This window comes from Streptomyces sp. NPDC046465 (genome assembly GCF_040646035.1).
Classification (GTDB): Bacteria; Actinomycetota; Actinomycetes; order Streptomycetales; family Streptomycetaceae; genus Streptomyces.
Genome location: NZ_JBEYZK010000005.1, coordinates 133,314 through 150,659, shown reverse-complemented (window position 1 = coordinate 150,659; position 17,346 = coordinate 133,314). Strand labels below are relative to the sequence as shown.

Below are 17,346 nucleotides of genomic sequence, written 5' to 3'. Positions count from 1 at the left end.
GTCAGGCACCGTTGAACGCTGCTGTGTCGGCCCGCGCCCGGCCCTTGGCCGCTTGTGCGGGATCGGGCAGGCTGTCGGTCGGCGACGCGTCGAGGGTGTGGCCGTCGTGTGGGGCGCTGCTGCGGCGTGCCTCCTCGATCGCCCAGAACACCGCTTCCGGCGTCGCCGGTGAGGCCAGGTCGACGCTGATGCCGCTCGGTCCGAACTCCGCGGCGGCCTGCCGCAGTGCCTCACGTACCGAGAATGCCAGCATCAGTGGAGGCTCGCCCACCGCCTTGGAGCCGTAGACCGCGCCCTCCTCGGTGGCCCGTTCGAGCAGCGTGACGTTGAGCTCCTCCGGCATCTCGGAGAAGCTCGGCAGCTTGTACGTGCTCGCCGCCTGGGTCTGCAGCCGGCCGCGCTGAGGGCCGTCACTGGTGTCCCAGCGCAGGTCCTCCAGCGTCAGCCAGCCGGCGCCCTGGACGAAGCCGCCCTCGACCTGACCGACGTCGATCATCGGGGAGAGGCTGTCGCCGACGTCGTGCACGATGTCCACGCGCCGGATCCGGTAGGCGCCGGTGAAGCCGTCGACCTCCACCTCGGTCGCGGCGGCGCCGTGGGCGAAGTATTTGAACGGCGAGCCCCGGAACGTCTTCGCGTCCCAGTGCAGCCCCTCGGTCCGATAGAAGCCCGCCGCCGACAGCTGGACCCGCTGGAAGTACGCGGTGCGCACCAGGTCGTCCCAGGCCACCTCCTTGTCGCTGCCCAGGGCGCGAGCGACGCCCTCGACGATGCGTACGTCCGACGCGTTCGCCCCCAGCTGGGTGGCGGCCACCTGCAGCAGGCGCTCGCGCAACTGCTCGCAGGCGTTCTTGATCGCGCCGCCGTTGAGGTCGGCGCCCGCGCTGGCAGCGGTGGCGGAGGTGTTGGGCACCTTGTCGGTACGCGTCGGGGCGAGGCGTACCTTCCGCAGCGGGATGCCGAGCGTGGTCGCGGCCACCTGCATCATCTTGGTGTGCAGGCCCTGGCCCATCTCGGTGCCGCCATGGTTGATCAGGACCGAGCCGTCCTTGTAGATCAGCACCAGCGCGCCGCCCTGGTTGAAGGCGGTGAGGTTGAAGGAGATGCCGAACTTGATGCCGGTGATGGCGACGGCCCGCTTGGTGTGCCGGTGCGCGGCGTTGAACGCGGCGATCTCGCGCTTGCGGTCTTCGATGGCGGCGTCCTTCCGCACCTGCTGCCAGACGGTGGAGATCCGCTCGGCCTGCGTGACGGGCTGTCCGTAGGGCGTCGTCTGGCCCTGGCCCGGCCGGTAGAAGTTGCGTTCCCGCAGCTCCATGGGGTCCAGGCCGAGCATCGGTGCGCAGCGGCCCAGGATGTCCTCGATCACCAGCATGCCCTGCGGGCCGCCGAAGCCGCGGAAGGCGGTGTTGGAGACGGTGTTGGTCCTGGCGATACGGCCGGCGACGCGTGCGTTGGGGATCCAGTAGGTGTTGTCGATGTGGCACAGCGCGCGGGCGAGGACGGGCTCGGAGAGGTCCAGGCTCCAGCCGCCGTCGGCGACGAGGGTGGCGTCCAGGGCCTGGATGCGGCCTTGCGCGTCGAAGCCGATCTTCCAGGTGGCGTGGAATCCGTGCCGCTTGCCGGACATGGTCAGGTCCTGGGTCCGGTTGAGCCGGAAGCGGACCGGGCGGCCGGTGAGCTTGGCGCCGAGCGCGGCGACGGCCGCGAACCCGTGCGGCTGCATCTCCTTGCCGCCGAAGCCGCCGCCCATCCGCAGGCACTGCACGGTCACTTCGTGCGCGGGAACGCCGAGCACGTGCGAGACGATCTCCTGCGTCTCCGACGGGTGCTGGGTGCTGCTCTGGATGAACACCTGCCCGTTCTCGTCGATCTGGGCCAGCGCCGCATGGGTCTCGAGGTAGAAGTGCTCCTGTCCCGCGAACTGGAACTCGCCGCTGAGTACGTGTGCGGAGTCGGCGAAGCCCGCGTCGATGTCGCCGGTCTCCATCAGGGGCCGGGCGCCGTGATAGCTGCCCGCCTGGATCGCCTCCTGGAGTGTGACCAGGGAGGGCAGTTCCTCCAGGTCCACCTCGACGGCCGCCGCGCCGAGACGGGCCGCTTCCAGGGTCTCGCCGAGCACCCAGGCGACCGCGTGGCCGTGGAACATGACCTCGTCGGGGAAGAGCGGTTCGTCGTGCTTCATGCCCGCGTCGTTGACACCGGGCACGTCGGCGCCGGTCAGCACGCGGATCACGCCGGGCACGGCGAGCGCGGGTCCGGTGCGCAGTGCGGTGATTCTGCCGCGGGCCTTCATGACCTGCACGGGGTACGCGTGCAGCACGTCCTTGGTGCGCTGGACGAGGTCGTCGGTGTAGAGGGCGGTTCCGGTGACGTGCTGGACGGCGCTCTCGTGTGGCATCGAGACGCCGACCACGGGCTTCTCGGGACGCTCGGACAGATGACTCATGACGACACCGCCTCAGTGGTTTGTGCGTGCAGCTTGAGCAGGCTCTGGCCGAGCATCGCGGAACGGTAGAGGGCGCTGGCGCGATGATCACTCATCGGGGTGCCCTCCCCGCGCAGCACCCGGGCCGCGGTCTCGACGGTCTCGGCCGACCACGGCTTGCCCTCGAGGGCGGCCTCGGTGACCAGGGAGCGGATCGGGGTTGCGGCCACGCCTCCCAGACCGATGCGTGCCTTGCGTACGGTCCCGTCCTCGATGTCGAGGGCGAAGGCGACCGCCACGCTGGAGATGTCGTCGAAACGCCGCTTGGCGATCTTGTGGAAGGCCGTGACCGGCGACAGCGGCAGCGGGACGCGGACCGCCCGGATCAGCTCACCCGGACGGCGGACGCTCTGCCGGTATCCGGTGAAGTAGTCCGCGAGCGGGACCACGCGTTCGCCGTCGGCGTCGGCGAGTACCAGCGACGCGTCGAGCGCGAGCAGCACCGGCGGACTGTCTCCGATGGGCGAGCCGGTACCCAGGTTGCCGCCGAGGGTGGCGCCGTTGCGGATGAGCCGGGATGCGAACTGCGGAAGGAGTTCGGCGAGCAGCGGGACGTCCGGGACGTCTCCGCCCAGGCGGCGCTCGATCTCCGTGAGTGTCAGCGCCGCCCCGATCTCGATGTGGTCGGACTCGACGCGCAGCTCCCGCAGTTCGGGGAGCCGGTCGATGGCGACCACGCAATCGGCCCTGCGGGAGCGGATGTTGACCTCGACGCCCCAGTCGGTGGAGCCGGCGACCACGACGGCGTCGGGCCGCTCACGCAGCAGCTGCAACGTCTCGTTCAGGGTGTTCTTGCGCAGGAACGCACAGCCGTCCTGGGTGTACTCGGTGGCCACGGGTACGGGCGGGGCCTGTTCGCGGCGCCTGGCCAGCGGGTCCTCTTCGGCGGGCGCGCCGACGGCGAACGCGGCGTCGCGGATGGGGCGGTAGCCGGTGCAGCGGCACAGGTTTCCGCTCAGCGCGTGCAGGTCGAAGCCGTTCGGTCCGTGTTCGGAGTCGGCACCCGCGTGCGCCTTCGCACGGTCGGCGGCTGCCTCTTCACCGGCCGCTTCCGCACGGTCGGCGGCGTGCTCGCAGCGGCCCGGACGGTAGTACTCAGCGGCCATGCTGCAAACGAATCCCGGCGTGCAGTAACCGCACTGGGAGCCGCCCCGGACCGCCATCTCCTCCTGTACGGGGTGCAGGGAGGGCATCGCGCCGGGCTCGCCGGCCGTCGCGAGCCCTTCGGAGGTGATGATCTCCTGGCCGTCGAGTGCGGCGGCCGGGACCAGGCAGGCGTTGACCGCGACCCAGTCGGTGGGCCTGTGCACGCCGGGCCTGGCCACCATGACCGAGCAGGCGCCGCACTCACCCTCGGCACAGCCCTCCTTGGTGCCGGTGAGGCCGCGCTCGCGCAGGAAGTCCAGCGCTGTGGTGTGGGGCGTGGCCGGGGAGAGTGGTGTCTCTTTCCCGTTGACCGTGATCCGTGCCTCTGTCACGCCGGGCGGCTGTTTCGGTGCGTGACCGGTCGATGTCATGTTCGCCAATTTCAGGCAGCTTTCTGTGTTCAGACCGTGTTCAGACGCGCCTCGTCAGAGAAGCGGGCGCGGGAGAAGCGGGCGCATGGGGGCAGCACAGCACGGGACAGCGGCGTGCCGAAGCATGATGAGGAGAAACCCGGAAAATGCCGCAGTGCGGCACATCAGGACGGCGTACTCAGGAGCCGTGCGCGATCCGGCCCGGAGCCCAGGCGGTGCACTGGACGAGGCGACCGAGAGCAGAGCTGGTGTACATCCGCTGGTCGCCTCCTCTCGTTGCCATGGGTCAGTTCGATGCCATGGGTCAGTGTCATCGCAAAGTAGTGACTTGGTTCACGCAGGTCAAGTGACTGGGCGCACACAGGTCGGTCAGCGGCTCTGGTTCGTCGCCGCGGGGCCCCGCCGGAAAACACATGGGCGGCATCGCCCTGTTCACCCTGTCGTCGCGCGCCTGCGGCCTCGCGCCGAACGCCGTCTCGCTCGACATCGCGCGCTGTGTGCAGGGCATGGGCGCAGCCTTCGTGCTCGCCAACGCGATGCCCCTGATCGCCCAGGTCTACGACGGCCAGGCGCGGAACATGGCCATCGCTGTCTGGGGCACACACTCGGGGCCTGCGGTGCCGTCGCCCCGGTCATCGGCGGTCTCCTCGTGGACCTCACCGAGTGGCGCTACCTCTTCCTGATCAACGTGCCGGTCGGCGCGGTGGCGCTCTTCCTCTGCCGTACCCGGCTGCCCCTGGACCCCCCGCGCAGCTCGCTCGCCGGCATCGACTGGACGGGCGCCGCTCGCTTCAGGGCGACATCTCGCGGGCCCTGAAACACGTCCCCGGCGGTCTGCGTCGGCACGGCGACCGTCGCCCTCACCCTCGTCCGCAAGAAGGACCTGCTCACGGTCGTCGTCACGCGGCGCGGATCCGTCAGACGCCCGATAGGTCCCGGCCGAGGTATTCGGCGGTGTACGAGCCAGGGGTTTTCAGGAGGTCGGCCGGGGTGCCCTCGAACAGGATCCGGCCGCCGCCGCTGCCACCCTCGGGGCCGAGGTCGATGATCCAGTCGGCTCTCTTGACGATGTCGAGGTTGTGCTCGATGACGATCACGGTGTTTCCCTGGTCGACGATGCGCTCGATGATGCCGAGGAGGCGGTGGGTGTCGTACATGTGCAGGCCGGTGGTGGGCTCGTCCATGACGTAGACGCTGCCGACGCGGTGCAGGTCGGCGGCGAGTTTGAGGCGCTGGCACTCGCCGCCGGACAGGGTGCTGAGCGGCTGGCCGAGGCCCACGTAGTCCAGCCCCACCTCGGTGAGCGCGCCAAGTACCTGGCGGAGCTTGGGCTCGGTGAAGAACTCGGCGGCCTCGGCTGCCGTCATCGCCAGTACGTCGCTGATCGACCGGCCGCGCAGTCGGTGGCCCAGGACTTCGTCGGAGAAGCGGCGGCCCTGACAGACCTCGCACACGGACTTCAGCGTCTCCAGGAACGCGAGGTCGGTGTAGAGCACGCCCAGCCCTTGGCAGTTGGGGCAGGCGCCCTTGGAGTTGGCGCTGAACAGCGAGGCACTGACGTTGTTGGCCTTGGCGAACAGCTTGCGGATCGGGTCGAGGAGCCCGGTGTAGGTGGCGGTGTTGGACCGCCGACCGGCCGTCACCGCGGACTGATCGATCACGATCGCGTCCGGATGCCCGCTCAGGAAATCGTCGTTGACCAAGGAGCTCTTCCCCGACCCGGCCACTCCGGTGACCACGGTCAGGACACCGGTCGGGAAGTCGACCGTGACATCCCTGAGGTTGTTGCTGTTCGCCCCGGTGACGGTCAGCGCGCCGGTCGGGCGGCGGGGCTCGGCCTTCACCGGCAGGCGGTCCCGGAGGTGGCTGCCGGTAAGGGTGTCGGCCTCGACGAGACCGGCGAAGCTTCCCTCGAAGACCACCTCGCCCCCCAGAGTTCCGGCCCGCGGGCCCATGTCGACCACTTGGTCCGCGATGGCCATGACGTCCGGGTCGTGCTCGACCACAAGGACGGTGTTGCCCTTGTCCCGCAGGTCGAGCAGGAGTTGCTTGAGACGGTGCACGTCCCGTGCGTGCAGACCGACGCTCGGTTCGTCGAAGATGTACAGCATGTCGGTCAGGCTGCTGGCCAGATGGCGGACCATCTTGATCCGCTGCGACTCGCCGCCCGAGAGCGTGCGGGTCTCCCGTGCCAGGCTCAGGTAGCCGAGGCCGATGTCGGACAGATGCCGGAGGCGGCGGATCAGGTCGTCCAGGACCGGTTTCACCGCAGGCAGGTCCAGGCCCGCCAGGATCTCGCCCAGGCGTTCCGCCTCCATCGACGTGAGGTCCGCGATGTGGTGGCCCGCGATCCGGCAGGCACGGGCGGCGGGGGCGAGGCGGGTGCCCGCGCAGTCCACGCAGGGGGCCGAGCGTACGAACCGCTGGAAGACCCGGCGGCTGCGCTCGGACATGTCCTCCTTCTTGATGTAGAGCCTGGTGAACTTGGCGGCCACGCCCTCGTACTTGACGTTCAGCGTGTTGCCCTGCCAGACCAGGCGGAGCTTCTGCGGCATCTCACCGTGCAGCAGCAGCCGCCACTCCTCCTCGGTGAAGTCGGCCAGCGGCTTGTCGTTGTCGAAGAAGCCGGAGCTCACGTAGCTCAGCCAGTACCAGCTGTCCGTGGAGAAGTCGGGGTGCAGCAGCGCGCCCTGGTGGAGGGATCTGGTGCGGTCGACGAACGCGTCGAGGTCGAGTTCCACGACTCTGCCCAGGCCCTCGCAGGTCGGGCACATGCCCTGCGGGTCGTTGAACGAGAAGGTGCTGGGCGGCAGACCGGCGGGGTCGCCCGCGCGGGAGAAGAGCAGCCGCAGCAGGGGGTTGATGTCGGTGACGGTGCCCACTGTGGAGCGCGGGTTGCCGCCCAGGCGCTTCTGGTCGATGACGACGGCGGCGGAGACGTTCTCGATGGCGTCCATGTCCGGACGGCCGTGGTCGGGCAGGAAGTTGCGGACGAAGGCGGTGAAGGTCTCATTCAGCTGGCGCTGGGCCTCGGCCGCGATGGTGTCGAACACCAGGGAGGACTTGCCTGAGCCGGAGACGCCCGTGAAGACCGTCAGGCTCCGTTTCGGGATGCGCACCGAGACGTTCCTGAGATTGTTCTCCCGCGCACCGGTCACCTTGATGGCGTCGGTACCCACGTGTGCTCCTCGGATAGTACGGGTGAGGCTCCCCGGAGAGCCCCGGTTCTGGTCGGGCAGCGAGACGCCGCTGTCAGGCGTTCTCCTTCTGGAACGTCCGCGTGCCCCACACGAGGGCCAGCGCGGCCATGGCCAACAGGATGAGGGAACCCGTCAGCAGCCCCGTCGAGCCCATGTCCCCCCGGAACGCGGCACGTTCGGCGTCGACCACATGTGTCAGAGGGTTGACCCGGGCCAGGTTGTAGAGCCAGCCGGGGGCCAGTTGTTCACTGACCGGCAGCAGCACACCGGACAGCAGGAGCAGCGGCAGGAGCACGGCGTTCATCAGCGAGGGGAACGCGGCCTCGCTCTTGAGGATCATCGCCAGTGCGTACGATCCCGAGGACAGCGTGATGGCCAGCACCGCCGCGATCGTGAGGCTGAGCAGCATGCCGGACACCGGCGCGTCCAGGTCGAAGACGAGCAGCGTCACGATCACGATCAGCACCGACTGCGCGGTCGCCTGAACGGCCTGGGCCAGCACCTTGCCGAACAGCAGAGCAGACCGGCTGACCGGGGTGCCGCGGAAGCGGTCGACCACGCCGACCCGGTACTCGGTGAGCAGTCCGACCCCGGCGAACGAGCCGCTGAACAGTGCCGTCTGCACGATGAGCGCCGGTGTGAGCACGGCCCAGGCGTTGCCGGAAGGGAAGCCGGGGGTGTGGTCGACGACCGTCACCATGAGCGGTCCGAAGAGGAAGAGATACAACAGCGGCTGCATGATCCCGATGATCAGCCAGGTGGGATTGCGCAGGCACAGTTTCATGTCCCTGAGGAAGATCAGCCAGGTGTCACGCGGCATGGGTGGCCTCCAGAGCCGGGGCCGGCGCCTCGCCGTCGCGCAGGGAGCGCCCCGTCAGGCTGAGGAACACGTCGTCGAGGGTGGGCCGGTTCACCTTGACCGAGGTCATCGTGATCCGTTGGCCGTCCAGGGCGCGCAGCAGCTCCGGCAGCACGGCGTCACCGCGGGGAACCCTGAACCGCACGGTGTCGGCGACGACCGTGACGTCGTGTGCGTCGGGCAGGCGGCGGGCCACTTCGGCGGCCTGGTCGGCCTGGTCGGCCACGTCGACCGTGATCGAGTCACCGGCGACGCGGGCCTTGAGCTCGTCCGGGGTCCCCTCGGCGACGATCGTGCCGTCGTCCGTCACCAGGATGCGGTCGCACAGGGCGTCGGCCTCGTCGAGGTAGTGGGTGGTGAGGAAGACGGTCATGCCCTGCTCGGCGCGCATCCGTCGGACGTGGTCCCACAGGTTGGCCCGGCTCTGCGGATCCAGTCCGGAGGTGGGCTCGTCCAGGAACACCAGCTCGGGCTCGTGCACAAGGCCGAGCGCGATGTCGAGCCGACGCCGCTGGCCGCCGGAGAGCGTCTTGGCGGGGCGCTGGTCCAGGCCGGAGAGATCGAGCCGCTCCGCGAGCAGCGCCCCGCGCCGCCGGGCCTCCGCCTTCGACAGGCCGTAGAGCCTGGCTTGCAGTTCGATCTCCTCGGCGACCTTGGACTCCGGCCATGTGGAGCCGCCCTGCGCCACGTAGCCGATCCTGCGCCGCACTCCCTGCGGGTCCGTCAGCAGATCGCAGCCCGCCACCGTGCCCGTGCCGCGGGTGGGCCGCAGCAAGGTGGTCAGCATCCGCAGGGTTGTGGTCTTGCCGGCCCCGTTGGGGCCGAGGAACCCGACGAGTTCCCCTGCCGCGACATCGAAGTCGATGCCCTTTACCGCGTCGACGGTCCGCCCGCGAAGGGTGAACTGCCGTGCGAGGCCTCGCACTGTGATCATGAAAGCCTTCTTTCGTGCGTGCCGCTTCTCGGTATCGGATCATGATCCGGAATGGCCCGGTACGCCTGGCGCTCTCGGAAGGTTTGTGGGCGGGCCGTAGCCGCCTGATAAGCTTACGCTGTAAGGAGATGCTCGAGGGAGCGTACTTTATGCCGTAAGGAGTTGCAAGGTGGTTATTTTTGCCGGACAGGGCGACGCCCGCCGCTCGATGGCCCTCCTCTGGCGCTCGGCCGATTCCGGAGCCACCAGAACCGGACCGGGGCCGAAACCCGGACTCGACGTCGACACGATCGTGGCCGCGGGCATCGCGGTCGCCGAGGAGCAGGGAATGGCCGCCCTGTCGATGCGGGCCGTAGGGGCGTGGCTCGGGCGTACCGCCATGGCGCTCTACACCTATGTGCCGAGCAAGAGCGAGCTGGTCGACCTCATGCACGACCGGGTCCTTGCCGAGCTGCCCACCGAGTACGACACGGACGCGGGATGGCGCCCGGCGATCGCCGCCTGGGCCGACGACACCTGGGCGTTCTACCTGCGCCACCCATGGGTGCTGCAGGTCTCCCAGGCCAGGCCGGTGCTCGGGCCCGGTGAATACGCGCAGTTGGAGACGGTCGTGCGGATCCTGGACGGGATCGGTCTCGAGCCGTTGCGGGTCCGCCGGGTCATCGCGGTGCTGTTCCAGTTCGTCCGGGGCATGGCCCGGGTCGCCACGGAGCGACGGCAGGCCGCGTCGGCGACCGGAGTGTCCGACGAGGAATGGTGGACGGTGCGGACCGCTCTGCTCGCGGAGGTGGCGCCGGACTTCGCCGAGCGTTTCCCGGCACTGGCGGCACTGGAGTCGCACGCGGCCCCTGCCGCCGTCGATGACGTCAGGGAGGATCCGGAGGACGCCCTACCGTATTTGGAGTGGGAGACCAAGGAAGCTTTCCGGGTTGGCCTGGAATTGATCCTCGACGGCATCGATTCGGCCGAGCGGTCCGGCCTCGGCAGCCCGGACCATTCAACTCCGTCCGCACCATGACGACCAGGTGCGTAGGGCTTTTCGGGAGGTTCGAAGCCGTCGGCGGACGAGCGTGTCAACCGTATGCATAACACCCCCGCTATTCACAACCCGTCCGAAAGCGATCATTGACGCTACACCAATCGACAATCTACGATTTTTGCGGCTGGTGACCTTTCATCACTCTCAGCCGTCGGCAACTGGTACGAGATTTGGCCATGGCTCAATTTCCAGGGGGAAGCTCTTGCAGCAGACCGCCAAGTACCACCAGCGCGACAGTCAATTACCAGTTGGTCGCAGACCGAGTGACGCCGCAGCCCGGCACGGAACCCATGACCAGGAGCGAATTCTGACCACGCGGGTCGGGCTCAGGATCCCGGCCGTCCTGTCGTATGACCGGTGGGAGAAGGCCGGACTGCACATCTTCCGAATCGCCGACTCCTCCGCCTGGTGTCTGGGCGACTGGCTCGTGTACGGCCAGGAGCGCTACGCCGACCGCTACCGGACCGGAGTGCAAGCCGCCGGGCTCGACTACCAGACGCTGCGCAACTACGCCTGGGTGGCGCGGCACTTCGAGCTCGGCAGGCGGCGCGAGAACCTGAGCTTCGGCCACCACGCCGAGGTGGCCTCCCTGCCGCCCGCGCAGGCGGACGCGTGGCTGGAGCGCGCGGAGCAGCACGGCTGGTCGAGGAACGGGCTCAGACTCCGGCTGCGGGAGAGTCGGCAGGGCAATCGGTCGGCCCCGCTCGCCCAGGTCAGTCTGCCCAGGATCAGCGTGCACGCCGATCGCGTGGAGCGCTGGCGCGCGGCCGCGTCGAAGGCCGAGGGGGACTTCGAGGAATGGATACTCGTGGCACTCGACCGCGCCGCCGCCCACGCACTCGGTGACTGACCCAGCCCACCCGACCATCGGAGACGGCCTTTCATGCAGATCAGCATCGACCATCACACGTGTATCGGGTCCGGGCAGTGTGTTCTCACAGCGCCCGGCGTATTCACCCAGGACGACGACGGGTACTCGGAGTTAGTACCCGGAGGGGCCACGACAGCGGAGCGGCAGCAGGTGCAGGAGGCCGCACTGTCCTGCCCGGTGCAGGCCATCGCCCTGGGAAACGGACCACCGGGCGACTGAGCGTCCTTCCGGACCGCCTCCGGAAGGCTCATGGACAGGGGCCGCCCGGCGTCGGGCGGCCCCTGTCCGCGAGCACGGTCAGGGCCGCAGCCGTAGCCGCAGCGAGTTCAGTCGCCAGCTGCCCGGCAGCCGGGCTCGGTCCAGTTCCGCGCCGTCCGCGAGCGCCAGGTCCGGATAGCGCTCCAGCAGTCCGGCGAAGGCCACCTCGCCCTCCTGCCGGGCCAGCGTGGCACCCAGGCAGTAGTGGATGCCGTGGCCGAAGCCGACATGGTTCTCGGCCTGTCCGTCCTGCTGACGCATGATGTCAAGGAGGTCAGGGTCGGTGTAGTGGCGCGGGTCGAAGTTGGCCGACACAAGCACGAGTTGGACCGCGTCGCCACGGCCGATGCGCGTCCCGGCGAGCTCCAGATCCTCGGTGGCGTAGCGCAGCCGCGCCACATGCACCGACCCGCACCAGCGCATCAGCTCGTGCACCGCGCGCGGCAGCAGCGCCGGGTCCTTGCGCAGCAGCGCCAGCTGGTCGGGGTGGGTGAGCAGGGCGGCGGTGCCGTTGCCGATCAGATGCGCGCTCGTCTCGTGACCGGCAAGCACCAGCGTGAGGATCATGGTGACCATCTCGACGTCGCTGAGCCGTCCGCCGTCGTCGTCCTGGGCCCGGATCAGCTCGCTCAGCAGATCGTCGCCGAGCGCGGCCCTGCGCCGCTCGATCAGTGCGTGGCAGTAGTCGATCATCACGGGGAAGGAGTACCGCAGCCGTTCGGGGCGCATCGACACCAGGTCGCCGCCCCACTCCCGCCACCGGTCGAGGTCGACCGCCGGGATCCCGACGAGCTCGCAGATCACCGTGATCGACAGCGGGTACGCGAAGTGCTCCAGGAGATCGACCGCTCCCCCGTCCTCCCGCTGCGGCAGCTCGGCGAGGAGCCGGTCGGCGATCCGCTCGATGTCCGGCCGCAGGTCGAGGATCCGGCGGGCCGTGAACGCCCGGGTCACGAGGCGGCGCAGCCTGGGGTGGTCCGGCGGGTCGCTGTCCAGGATGGAGCCGAGCAGATAGCCCCGCAGATGCTCGGGAACCTTGAGGAGCTCCATCATCCCCTCGCGCGGGTCCGCGCCTCCCTCACCCGGCACGTGGGAGGGGGTGTTGACGAACCGGGGGTCGCGCAGCGCCGTGCGGACGTCGTCGTAGCGGGTCACGAACCACACCGGGGTGCCGTCGACGAACCTGCCGCCGACCACCGGGTCCTGTTCGCGCAGTCGGCCGTAGCCGCCGAAGGGGTCCTGGAGCAGCTCCGGATCCATCATGTGCGGACCGGCGGGGCACTGGGCGGCCCCACTGGTCGGCGGGGCGTCGGGGGAAGTGAGGGACATGGCCGGCTCCGGTTCTCGCTGGGGCGTCACTTGACCGCTCTGATCACGCCGTGCGGCGTCCACCGGCCGCCGGGCAACCGCTCGGACTTCGCGAAGCCCGCCTCGGCGAACCACTCCTCGTACTGGCCCCACCGGTAGATGGTGCTGCTCGCGGCGGGCAGGGTCGCGAAGTACACGTTGTCGAGGGCCGCGTACAGCGGACCGTCTCCGCTGTCGTCGGACATCGCGTTGAACACCAGCACTCGCCCGCCGTCGGGCAGGGCCGCGTGGGCCTTGCGCAGCAGACGCACGTTCTCCTGCGGCGACCAGATCACCAACTGGTTGGCGAACAGCACGCAGTCGTGTCCCGGCGGGTAGGCGTCGGCGAAGATGTCGGCCGCCGACACGGAGATCCGGTCGGTCAGGCCGTGCTCGGCGATCTTTCGGCGAGCGATCTCCACCGTGCCGGGCAGGTCGAGGACGGTGAACTCGACACCGGGGTTCGCCTGCGCGAGCGCGATGGCGTTCACGCCGTCACCGCCCCCGACGTCGAGCACCCGGCGCACCCCGGTCAGGTCGGCCTGCTCGACCAGTACCGGGTTCGACAACCGGGACCAGGACCGCATGCAGCGGTAGAAGAGCTGCTCGAGGTCGGGGTCCTCGGACAGCCTGTGGTACAGGTCCGTGCCGGTTCCCTTGATCCGCCGCAGACCGACGTTGGTGTTGCTGCGCAGCGACTCCGTGAAGTCCACCTCGGCGGGGCGGACGATCCGCTCCTCGTACTCGATGAGGTCCTCGATGATCTCCCAGGTCCCGTCGGCGAACGTGCCGTTCAGAACCTCGGCGTTGAGGTATCCCTCATCCCGGCGGACCGTCAATCCCAGGGCGGTGGTGCCAAGGAGCAGGATCTGTACCGGGCGTTCCGCCAGGCCGAGTTCACGTCCGATTTCCTGCGGGGTCAGTCCGGGGCGCCGGTGCAGCAGTGGGAACAGACCCAGATTGCGGCCCGCGTTGAGCATCTGGAAGGCCGAGGACCCGAACAGGATCTGTACCAGGCCGTCGGTGGTGAGCGGGGTTGCGTCTGCCATGGACACTCCCTGTCGAGTGGGGTGGTGGTAGGGGTTCGGGTGAGCGAGGGGGCACGCCGGGCCGACGGTCATGTCACCCGGGCGAGGCCGGTGGGACGGGACGCGTAGGTGCGTCCGGCGGTGACCTGACGCAGGCGGTCGAGGGCGTCCCAGACCTCCGTGAACCGGGTGTAGAGCGGTGCAGGGCCGATCCTCAGCCGGTCCGGGACCCGGTAGTCGCAGACGACCTTCGCGTCGGCGGCGAGCGTCTGGCAGATGCGCCAGGCGTCGGGGTGGTACAGCGATACGTGCGAACCGCGCCGCTCCGTCGTCCGAGGCGAAGCGGGGCGGAATCCCAGCGGGGTGAGCCAGGCGTCGGCCAGGTCGTCGACCAGCCGGCCCAGTTGCAGGCCCTTGGCCCTGATCCGCGCCACACCGGCCTCTTCGACGAGAGCGAGGGCCGGGTCGATCGCCGCCAGCGAGAGCAGCGGCGGAGTACTCACGAGGAACCGCTCGATCCCGGGCACCGGATCGTAGTCGGGCCCCATGTGGAACTGCTCCCGCTGCCCGAACCAGCCCCACACCGGCTGACGCAGCGCGGCCTGCAACTCGCTGCGCACGTAGAGGAAGGCGGGCGAACCCGGGCCGCCGTTGAGGTACTTGTAGGTGCAGCCCACGGCCAGCTCAGCGCCGGTCGCGGCGAGGTCGACGGGGACGGCTCCGGCCGCGTGCGACAGGTCCCACAGGACCCGGGCGCCGGCCGCGCGCGCCAGTTCGTTCACCTTAGCCATGTCCAGTAGCGCGCCGCTGCGGTACGACACCAGCGACAGGACCACCAACGCGACGTCCTGGTCCAGGGCGGAGCGCAGCACGTCGAGATCGAGGCCGCCGTCGGGATCGGAGGGGAGCCGGTTCAGACGCAGCCCGCGCTGGTGGGCGAGGCCTTCCAGGACGTACCGGTTGGTCGGGAAGTCCTCGGCGTCCATCAGGACGGTGTCGCGTCCCGGCGCGGCGTCCAGTGCGGCACCGGCCAGCTTGTACAGGTTGACCGAGGTCGAGTCCGAGATGACGACCTCGCCGGGCCCGGCGCCGAGCACGTGCTCGGCGAGCCGGTCGCCGAGCCGGGCGCCCCAGTCGATCCACCCCTGCCAGGACCGTATGAGGCCGCCGCCCCAGCCCTCCTCGACCACCTCGCGCAGGTGGTCCGAGGTGGCCGCGGGCAGCCGGCCCAGCGAGTTGCCGTCCAGGTAGATCAAGTCCGGATCGGTGATGACGAACCGTTCCCGGAACTCGGCCAGCGGATCGGCCGCGTCCTGTTCCTCGGCCTCCGCGCGCGGGATCCCGCCCTCCATCGGCGCTCCTCTGCTTTCGTGTCGTCGGCGTCCGCCGTGTTCCCGGCGTTCCCCGTCAGGTGTCCGGTGGGTCAGAGCGTCGTGCGCACCGACCACAGCTCCGGGAAGAAGCGGTGCTCGCTGATCCGGGCGAGCCAGGCGACGCCTTCGGTGCCGCCGGTGCCCGGTTTGGCGCCCAGCATCCGCTGCACGGTGACGAGATGCGTGTAGCGCCAGCGGGCGAACTGCTCCGCGGTGTCCATGAGGGCCTCGGCGAGCAGATGCAGGTCGGGGTGGAGTGCGGGGTCCCGGTAGACCGCCCGCCAGGCCTCCTCGACCTCCGCGCCGGTCCGGTACGGCAGGGTGGTGTCCCGCGCCGGGGAGTCGTCCGGTGTGAGCAGCCCGCGGCGGGCGAGCAGCGCGAGCGCCGCGTCGTACAGGCTCGGCTCCCGCAGTTGGTTCACCACGGAGTCGTGGCTGTACGTGTTGCGGTGGGGCGCCACCATCGCCGGGTTCTTGTTGCCGAGCAGGAACTCCAGCCGCCGGTAGCCTGCCGACTGGAAGCCGGAGGCCGACCCGAGGACGTCCCGGAACTCGGCGAACTCCGCGGGTGACAGCACGGAGAACGTCTCCCAGGACACCAGCAGGACCTGCTGCACGCGCGCCGCTCTGCGAAGGGTCCACAGCGCGTCGCCGAGCGCGTCCTTGTCCAACTGGCCGCGTGCGGTGGTGAATTCCGTGTGAAGGAGCTTGAACAGCAGCTCTTTGACCTGGCTCATGATGATGAAACCCGGCTCGGTGTCCGCCGGGCTGAGCGGATGCTGCAGCGCCAGCAGCTCGTCCATGCGCGCGTAGTGCGCGTACGGGGTGGTGCCCGCCGGGGCGGCGTCGGACAGGGGACATCCGAGGCTCCGGCCGGAGCCCTGGGCGGTCTGCTCGGTGGTCATGTGGTCGTTCCTCCCAGGTGCATCTGCGCGAGGACCGCCTCGCCCAGTTCGGTGCCCGTCGCCCCCAGGTCGTAGGGGAGATCGAAGTGGTCGCGCCCTTCGGCGACGACCTCCGTGACCGCCGCCCGGGGGCGCAGCGCGGTCACCATCCGCTCGTGCTGGCGGACGTACTCCTCGGTCTCGTTGCCGCCGCGGGCGGCCACTACCTGGGGCAGCCGCGTCGGGAGGAGGCCCAGCGGACTGTTGCGGCGCGCCCCGGCCTCGTCGAGGCGCAGCGCTTCGTTGACGTACGAGAGGCGGACCGGCTCCAGGTCGTAGATGCCGCTGAGCAGCACCGCCCCGGCGATCCGCCCCGACACGTCCGGGCCGGACGGGGGTCCGGGCAGCAGGGCCATCGCGGCCAGGTGCGCGCCGGCCGATGTGCCGCACAGATGGAGCCGGTCCGGCGCGAACCCGAGCGGGTCCGCCTGGCGCAGCAGCCAGTCGACGGCGAGCCGCACCATACCCGCCATGGCATCGAGGCCGACGTCCGGTGCCAGGCCGTACTCGACGACCGCGACCGCCGCGCCCGCGGCCAGCAACGGCGGTGCGAAGAAGGCCGATTCGGTACGGCCGAGCGCCTGCCAGTTCCCGCCGTGCACGAAGACGAGCAGCGGCGGACGCCCCGGTCCTGTGCCCGGGAAGTAGTCGAGCAGGGCGGCCGGATGCGTGCCGTAGGCGAGACCGGTCCGCACCGGGTGGTCACGGCGGGCGGCCGTGCTCAGCCGCTCGTACTCACCGAGGTAGGCCTTGAGGCTCGGCACCCGTGAGCTCGGCGAGTACTGCCGGTCCAGCGTGGCCTGGTCCATTCCCCGGTACACGGCGGCGCCGTGCATCACGCGGCTCCCGGCCGGTGTGCGGCGCAGGCCCTCTCGTACATCTCGGTCAGCAGCGGATCGATGCCGTGCGCCGAGTTGCGGTAGCGGGCCCCGAAGCGGCTCGCGTACTCCTCGAACCACTCCCGCCGGTCCGCCAGGAAGAGCACGTCGTGGATCGCCATCGAGCGCACCGCCATCATCGGCACGGGGGCGTAGCTCACCTCGAACTCCGGGTTGCGGGCGGCCTTCTCCCGGCACTTCTCGTGGAACTGGGCGATCATCAGCCCGCGGTGCACGCTCTCGGGTTTGAGCGCGGTGTGCGCCGCGTCCAACAGGTGCAGGTGCTCGGACGGCAGGTCCGGCAGGACGAGCAGCAGCGAGCGCAGGTTCGGATTGCCGGCCTTCCAGTCGACCTCGCTGAACTCGTCCAGGCCGCAGCGGACGATCTCGTCGATGAGGGTCTGGCTCGGGGTGGGTCCCACCAGCCTGACCCGGATCTCCAGTGCACCGGCGCGCTGGGCCGGCTCGACGAACGGGCACACCGGTCCGGTGCGTCCGAGCTCGCTGTGCGGTTGGCGGATGTAGTCGCTCAGCCAGCCGTTGGCGGCTTCTAAGGCCTTGGTCAGGTCTACGGAGAGCACGTCGGTCAGCATCGTTGTCAATCCTCGGG

Annotated in this window: 16 protein-coding genes; 5 read left to right on the top strand and 11 right to left on the bottom strand. The window is 69.8% G+C overall.

From position 1 onward, the window contains the following. Position 1 precedes the first annotated feature (1 nt). The gene (gene xdhB / locus ABZ953_RS09910; RefSeq protein WP_361719584.1) at positions 2–2,449 is read right to left on the bottom strand and encodes a xanthine dehydrogenase molybdopterin binding subunit; all 2,448 of its coding nucleotides are present in this window, start codon (positions 2,447–2,449) and stop codon (positions 2–4) included. Next, on the bottom strand, positions 2,446–3,966 hold the full coding sequence (locus ABZ953_RS09905) for an FAD binding domain-containing protein (RefSeq protein ID WP_361720165.1): 1,521 nt from the start codon (positions 3,964–3,966) through the stop codon (positions 2,446–2,448). Before ABZ953_RS09905 ends, xdhB begins: the two co-directional genes overlap by 4 nt. A 452-nt stretch (positions 3,967–4,418) precedes the next feature. Here ABZ953_RS09905 and ABZ953_RS09900 point away from each other — a divergent pair, with 452 nt between their 5' ends. Then, entirely contained in the window at positions 4,419–4,688 is a 270-nt protein-coding gene (locus tag ABZ953_RS09900; protein ID WP_361719581.1) for a hypothetical protein, read from the top strand. Beyond that, on the top strand, positions 4,655–4,822 hold the full coding sequence (locus tag ABZ953_RS09895; protein WP_361719578.1) for a hypothetical protein: 168 nt from the start codon (positions 4,655–4,657) through the stop codon (positions 4,820–4,822). Before ABZ953_RS09900 ends, ABZ953_RS09895 begins: the two co-directional genes overlap by 34 nt. A gap of 100 nt (positions 4,823–4,922) precedes the next feature. On the opposite strand, the gene ABZ953_RS09890 is transcribed toward ABZ953_RS09895, so the two are convergent. From ABZ953_RS09890 to ABZ953_RS09880, 3 genes are all read right to left on the bottom strand, one after another. Then, a complete protein-coding gene (locus ABZ953_RS09890; protein ID WP_361719576.1) occupies positions 4,923–7,184 on the bottom strand; it encodes an excinuclease ABC subunit UvrA in 2,262 nt (753 codons plus the stop codon). A 73-nt stretch (positions 7,185–7,257) separates the two neighbouring features. Next, positions 7,258–8,025, bottom strand: coding sequence for an ABC transporter permease (locus ABZ953_RS09885; RefSeq protein ID WP_361719573.1), 768 nt, complete (start codon positions 8,023–8,025; stop codon positions 7,258–7,260). Further along, positions 8,015–8,998 (bottom strand): ATP-binding cassette domain-containing protein, encoded by a 984-nt coding sequence (locus ABZ953_RS09880; protein WP_361719570.1) that lies wholly within the window; start codon positions 8,996–8,998, stop codon positions 8,015–8,017. The genes ABZ953_RS09885 and ABZ953_RS09880 overlap by 11 nt, the downstream gene beginning before the upstream one ends. A 169-nt stretch (positions 8,999–9,167) precedes the next feature. On the opposite strand from ABZ953_RS09880, the gene ABZ953_RS09875 reads away from it, so the two are divergent. The 3 genes from ABZ953_RS09875 to ABZ953_RS09865 all read left to right on the top strand — a co-directional run bounded on the left by ABZ953_RS09875 (position 9,168) and on the right by ABZ953_RS09865 (position 11,127). Then, on the top strand, positions 9,168–10,016 hold the full coding sequence (locus ABZ953_RS09875; protein WP_361719567.1) for a TetR/AcrR family transcriptional regulator: 849 nt from the start codon (positions 9,168–9,170) through the stop codon (positions 10,014–10,016). A 223-nt stretch (positions 10,017–10,239) separates the two neighbouring features. After that, complete coding sequence (locus ABZ953_RS09870) at positions 10,240–10,887, top strand: LmbU family transcriptional regulator (protein WP_361719564.1); 648 nt, start codon at positions 10,240–10,242, stop codon at positions 10,885–10,887. 33 nt (positions 10,888–10,920) lie between these two features. Next, positions 10,921–11,127, top strand: a complete 207-nt coding sequence (locus tag ABZ953_RS09865) for a ferredoxin (protein ID WP_361719561.1) — start codon at positions 10,921–10,923, stop codon at positions 11,125–11,127. 78 nt (positions 11,128–11,205) lie between these two features. Here ABZ953_RS09865 and ABZ953_RS09860 read toward each other — a convergent pair whose 3' ends face one another. The 6 genes from ABZ953_RS09860 to ABZ953_RS09835 form a co-directional block, all read right to left on the bottom strand. Beyond that, the gene (locus tag ABZ953_RS09860) at positions 11,206–12,495 is read right to left on the bottom strand and encodes a cytochrome P450 (RefSeq protein WP_361719558.1); all 1,290 of its coding nucleotides are present in this window, start codon (positions 12,493–12,495) and stop codon (positions 11,206–11,208) included. A 26-nt stretch (positions 12,496–12,521) separates the two neighbouring features. Further along, on the bottom strand, positions 12,522–13,562 hold the full coding sequence (locus ABZ953_RS09855) for a methyltransferase (protein WP_361719555.1): 1,041 nt from the start codon (positions 13,560–13,562) through the stop codon (positions 12,522–12,524). 68 nt (positions 13,563–13,630) lie between these two features. Next, positions 13,631–14,893 carry a kynureninase gene (gene kynU, locus ABZ953_RS09850; protein ID WP_361719552.1) on the bottom strand — a complete coding sequence of 421 codons (1,263 nt, stop codon included), beginning with the start codon at positions 14,891–14,893 and terminating at the stop codon, positions 13,631–13,633. Positions 14,894–14,964: 71 nt separating this feature from the next. After that, positions 14,965–15,819, bottom strand: a complete 855-nt coding sequence (locus ABZ953_RS09845) for a tryptophan 2,3-dioxygenase family protein (RefSeq protein WP_361719549.1) — start codon at positions 15,817–15,819, stop codon at positions 14,965–14,967. Further along, positions 15,816–16,694, bottom strand: a complete 879-nt coding sequence (locus ABZ953_RS09840) for an alpha/beta hydrolase (protein WP_361719546.1) — start codon at positions 16,692–16,694, stop codon at positions 15,816–15,818. The genes ABZ953_RS09845 and ABZ953_RS09840 overlap by 4 nt, the downstream gene beginning before the upstream one ends. Beyond that, positions 16,694–17,329, bottom strand: a complete 636-nt coding sequence (locus tag ABZ953_RS09835; protein WP_361719543.1) for a DUF6875 domain-containing protein — start codon at positions 17,327–17,329, stop codon at positions 16,694–16,696. Before ABZ953_RS09835 ends, ABZ953_RS09840 begins: the two co-directional genes overlap by 1 nt. Positions 17,330–17,346: the final 17 nt, after the last annotated feature.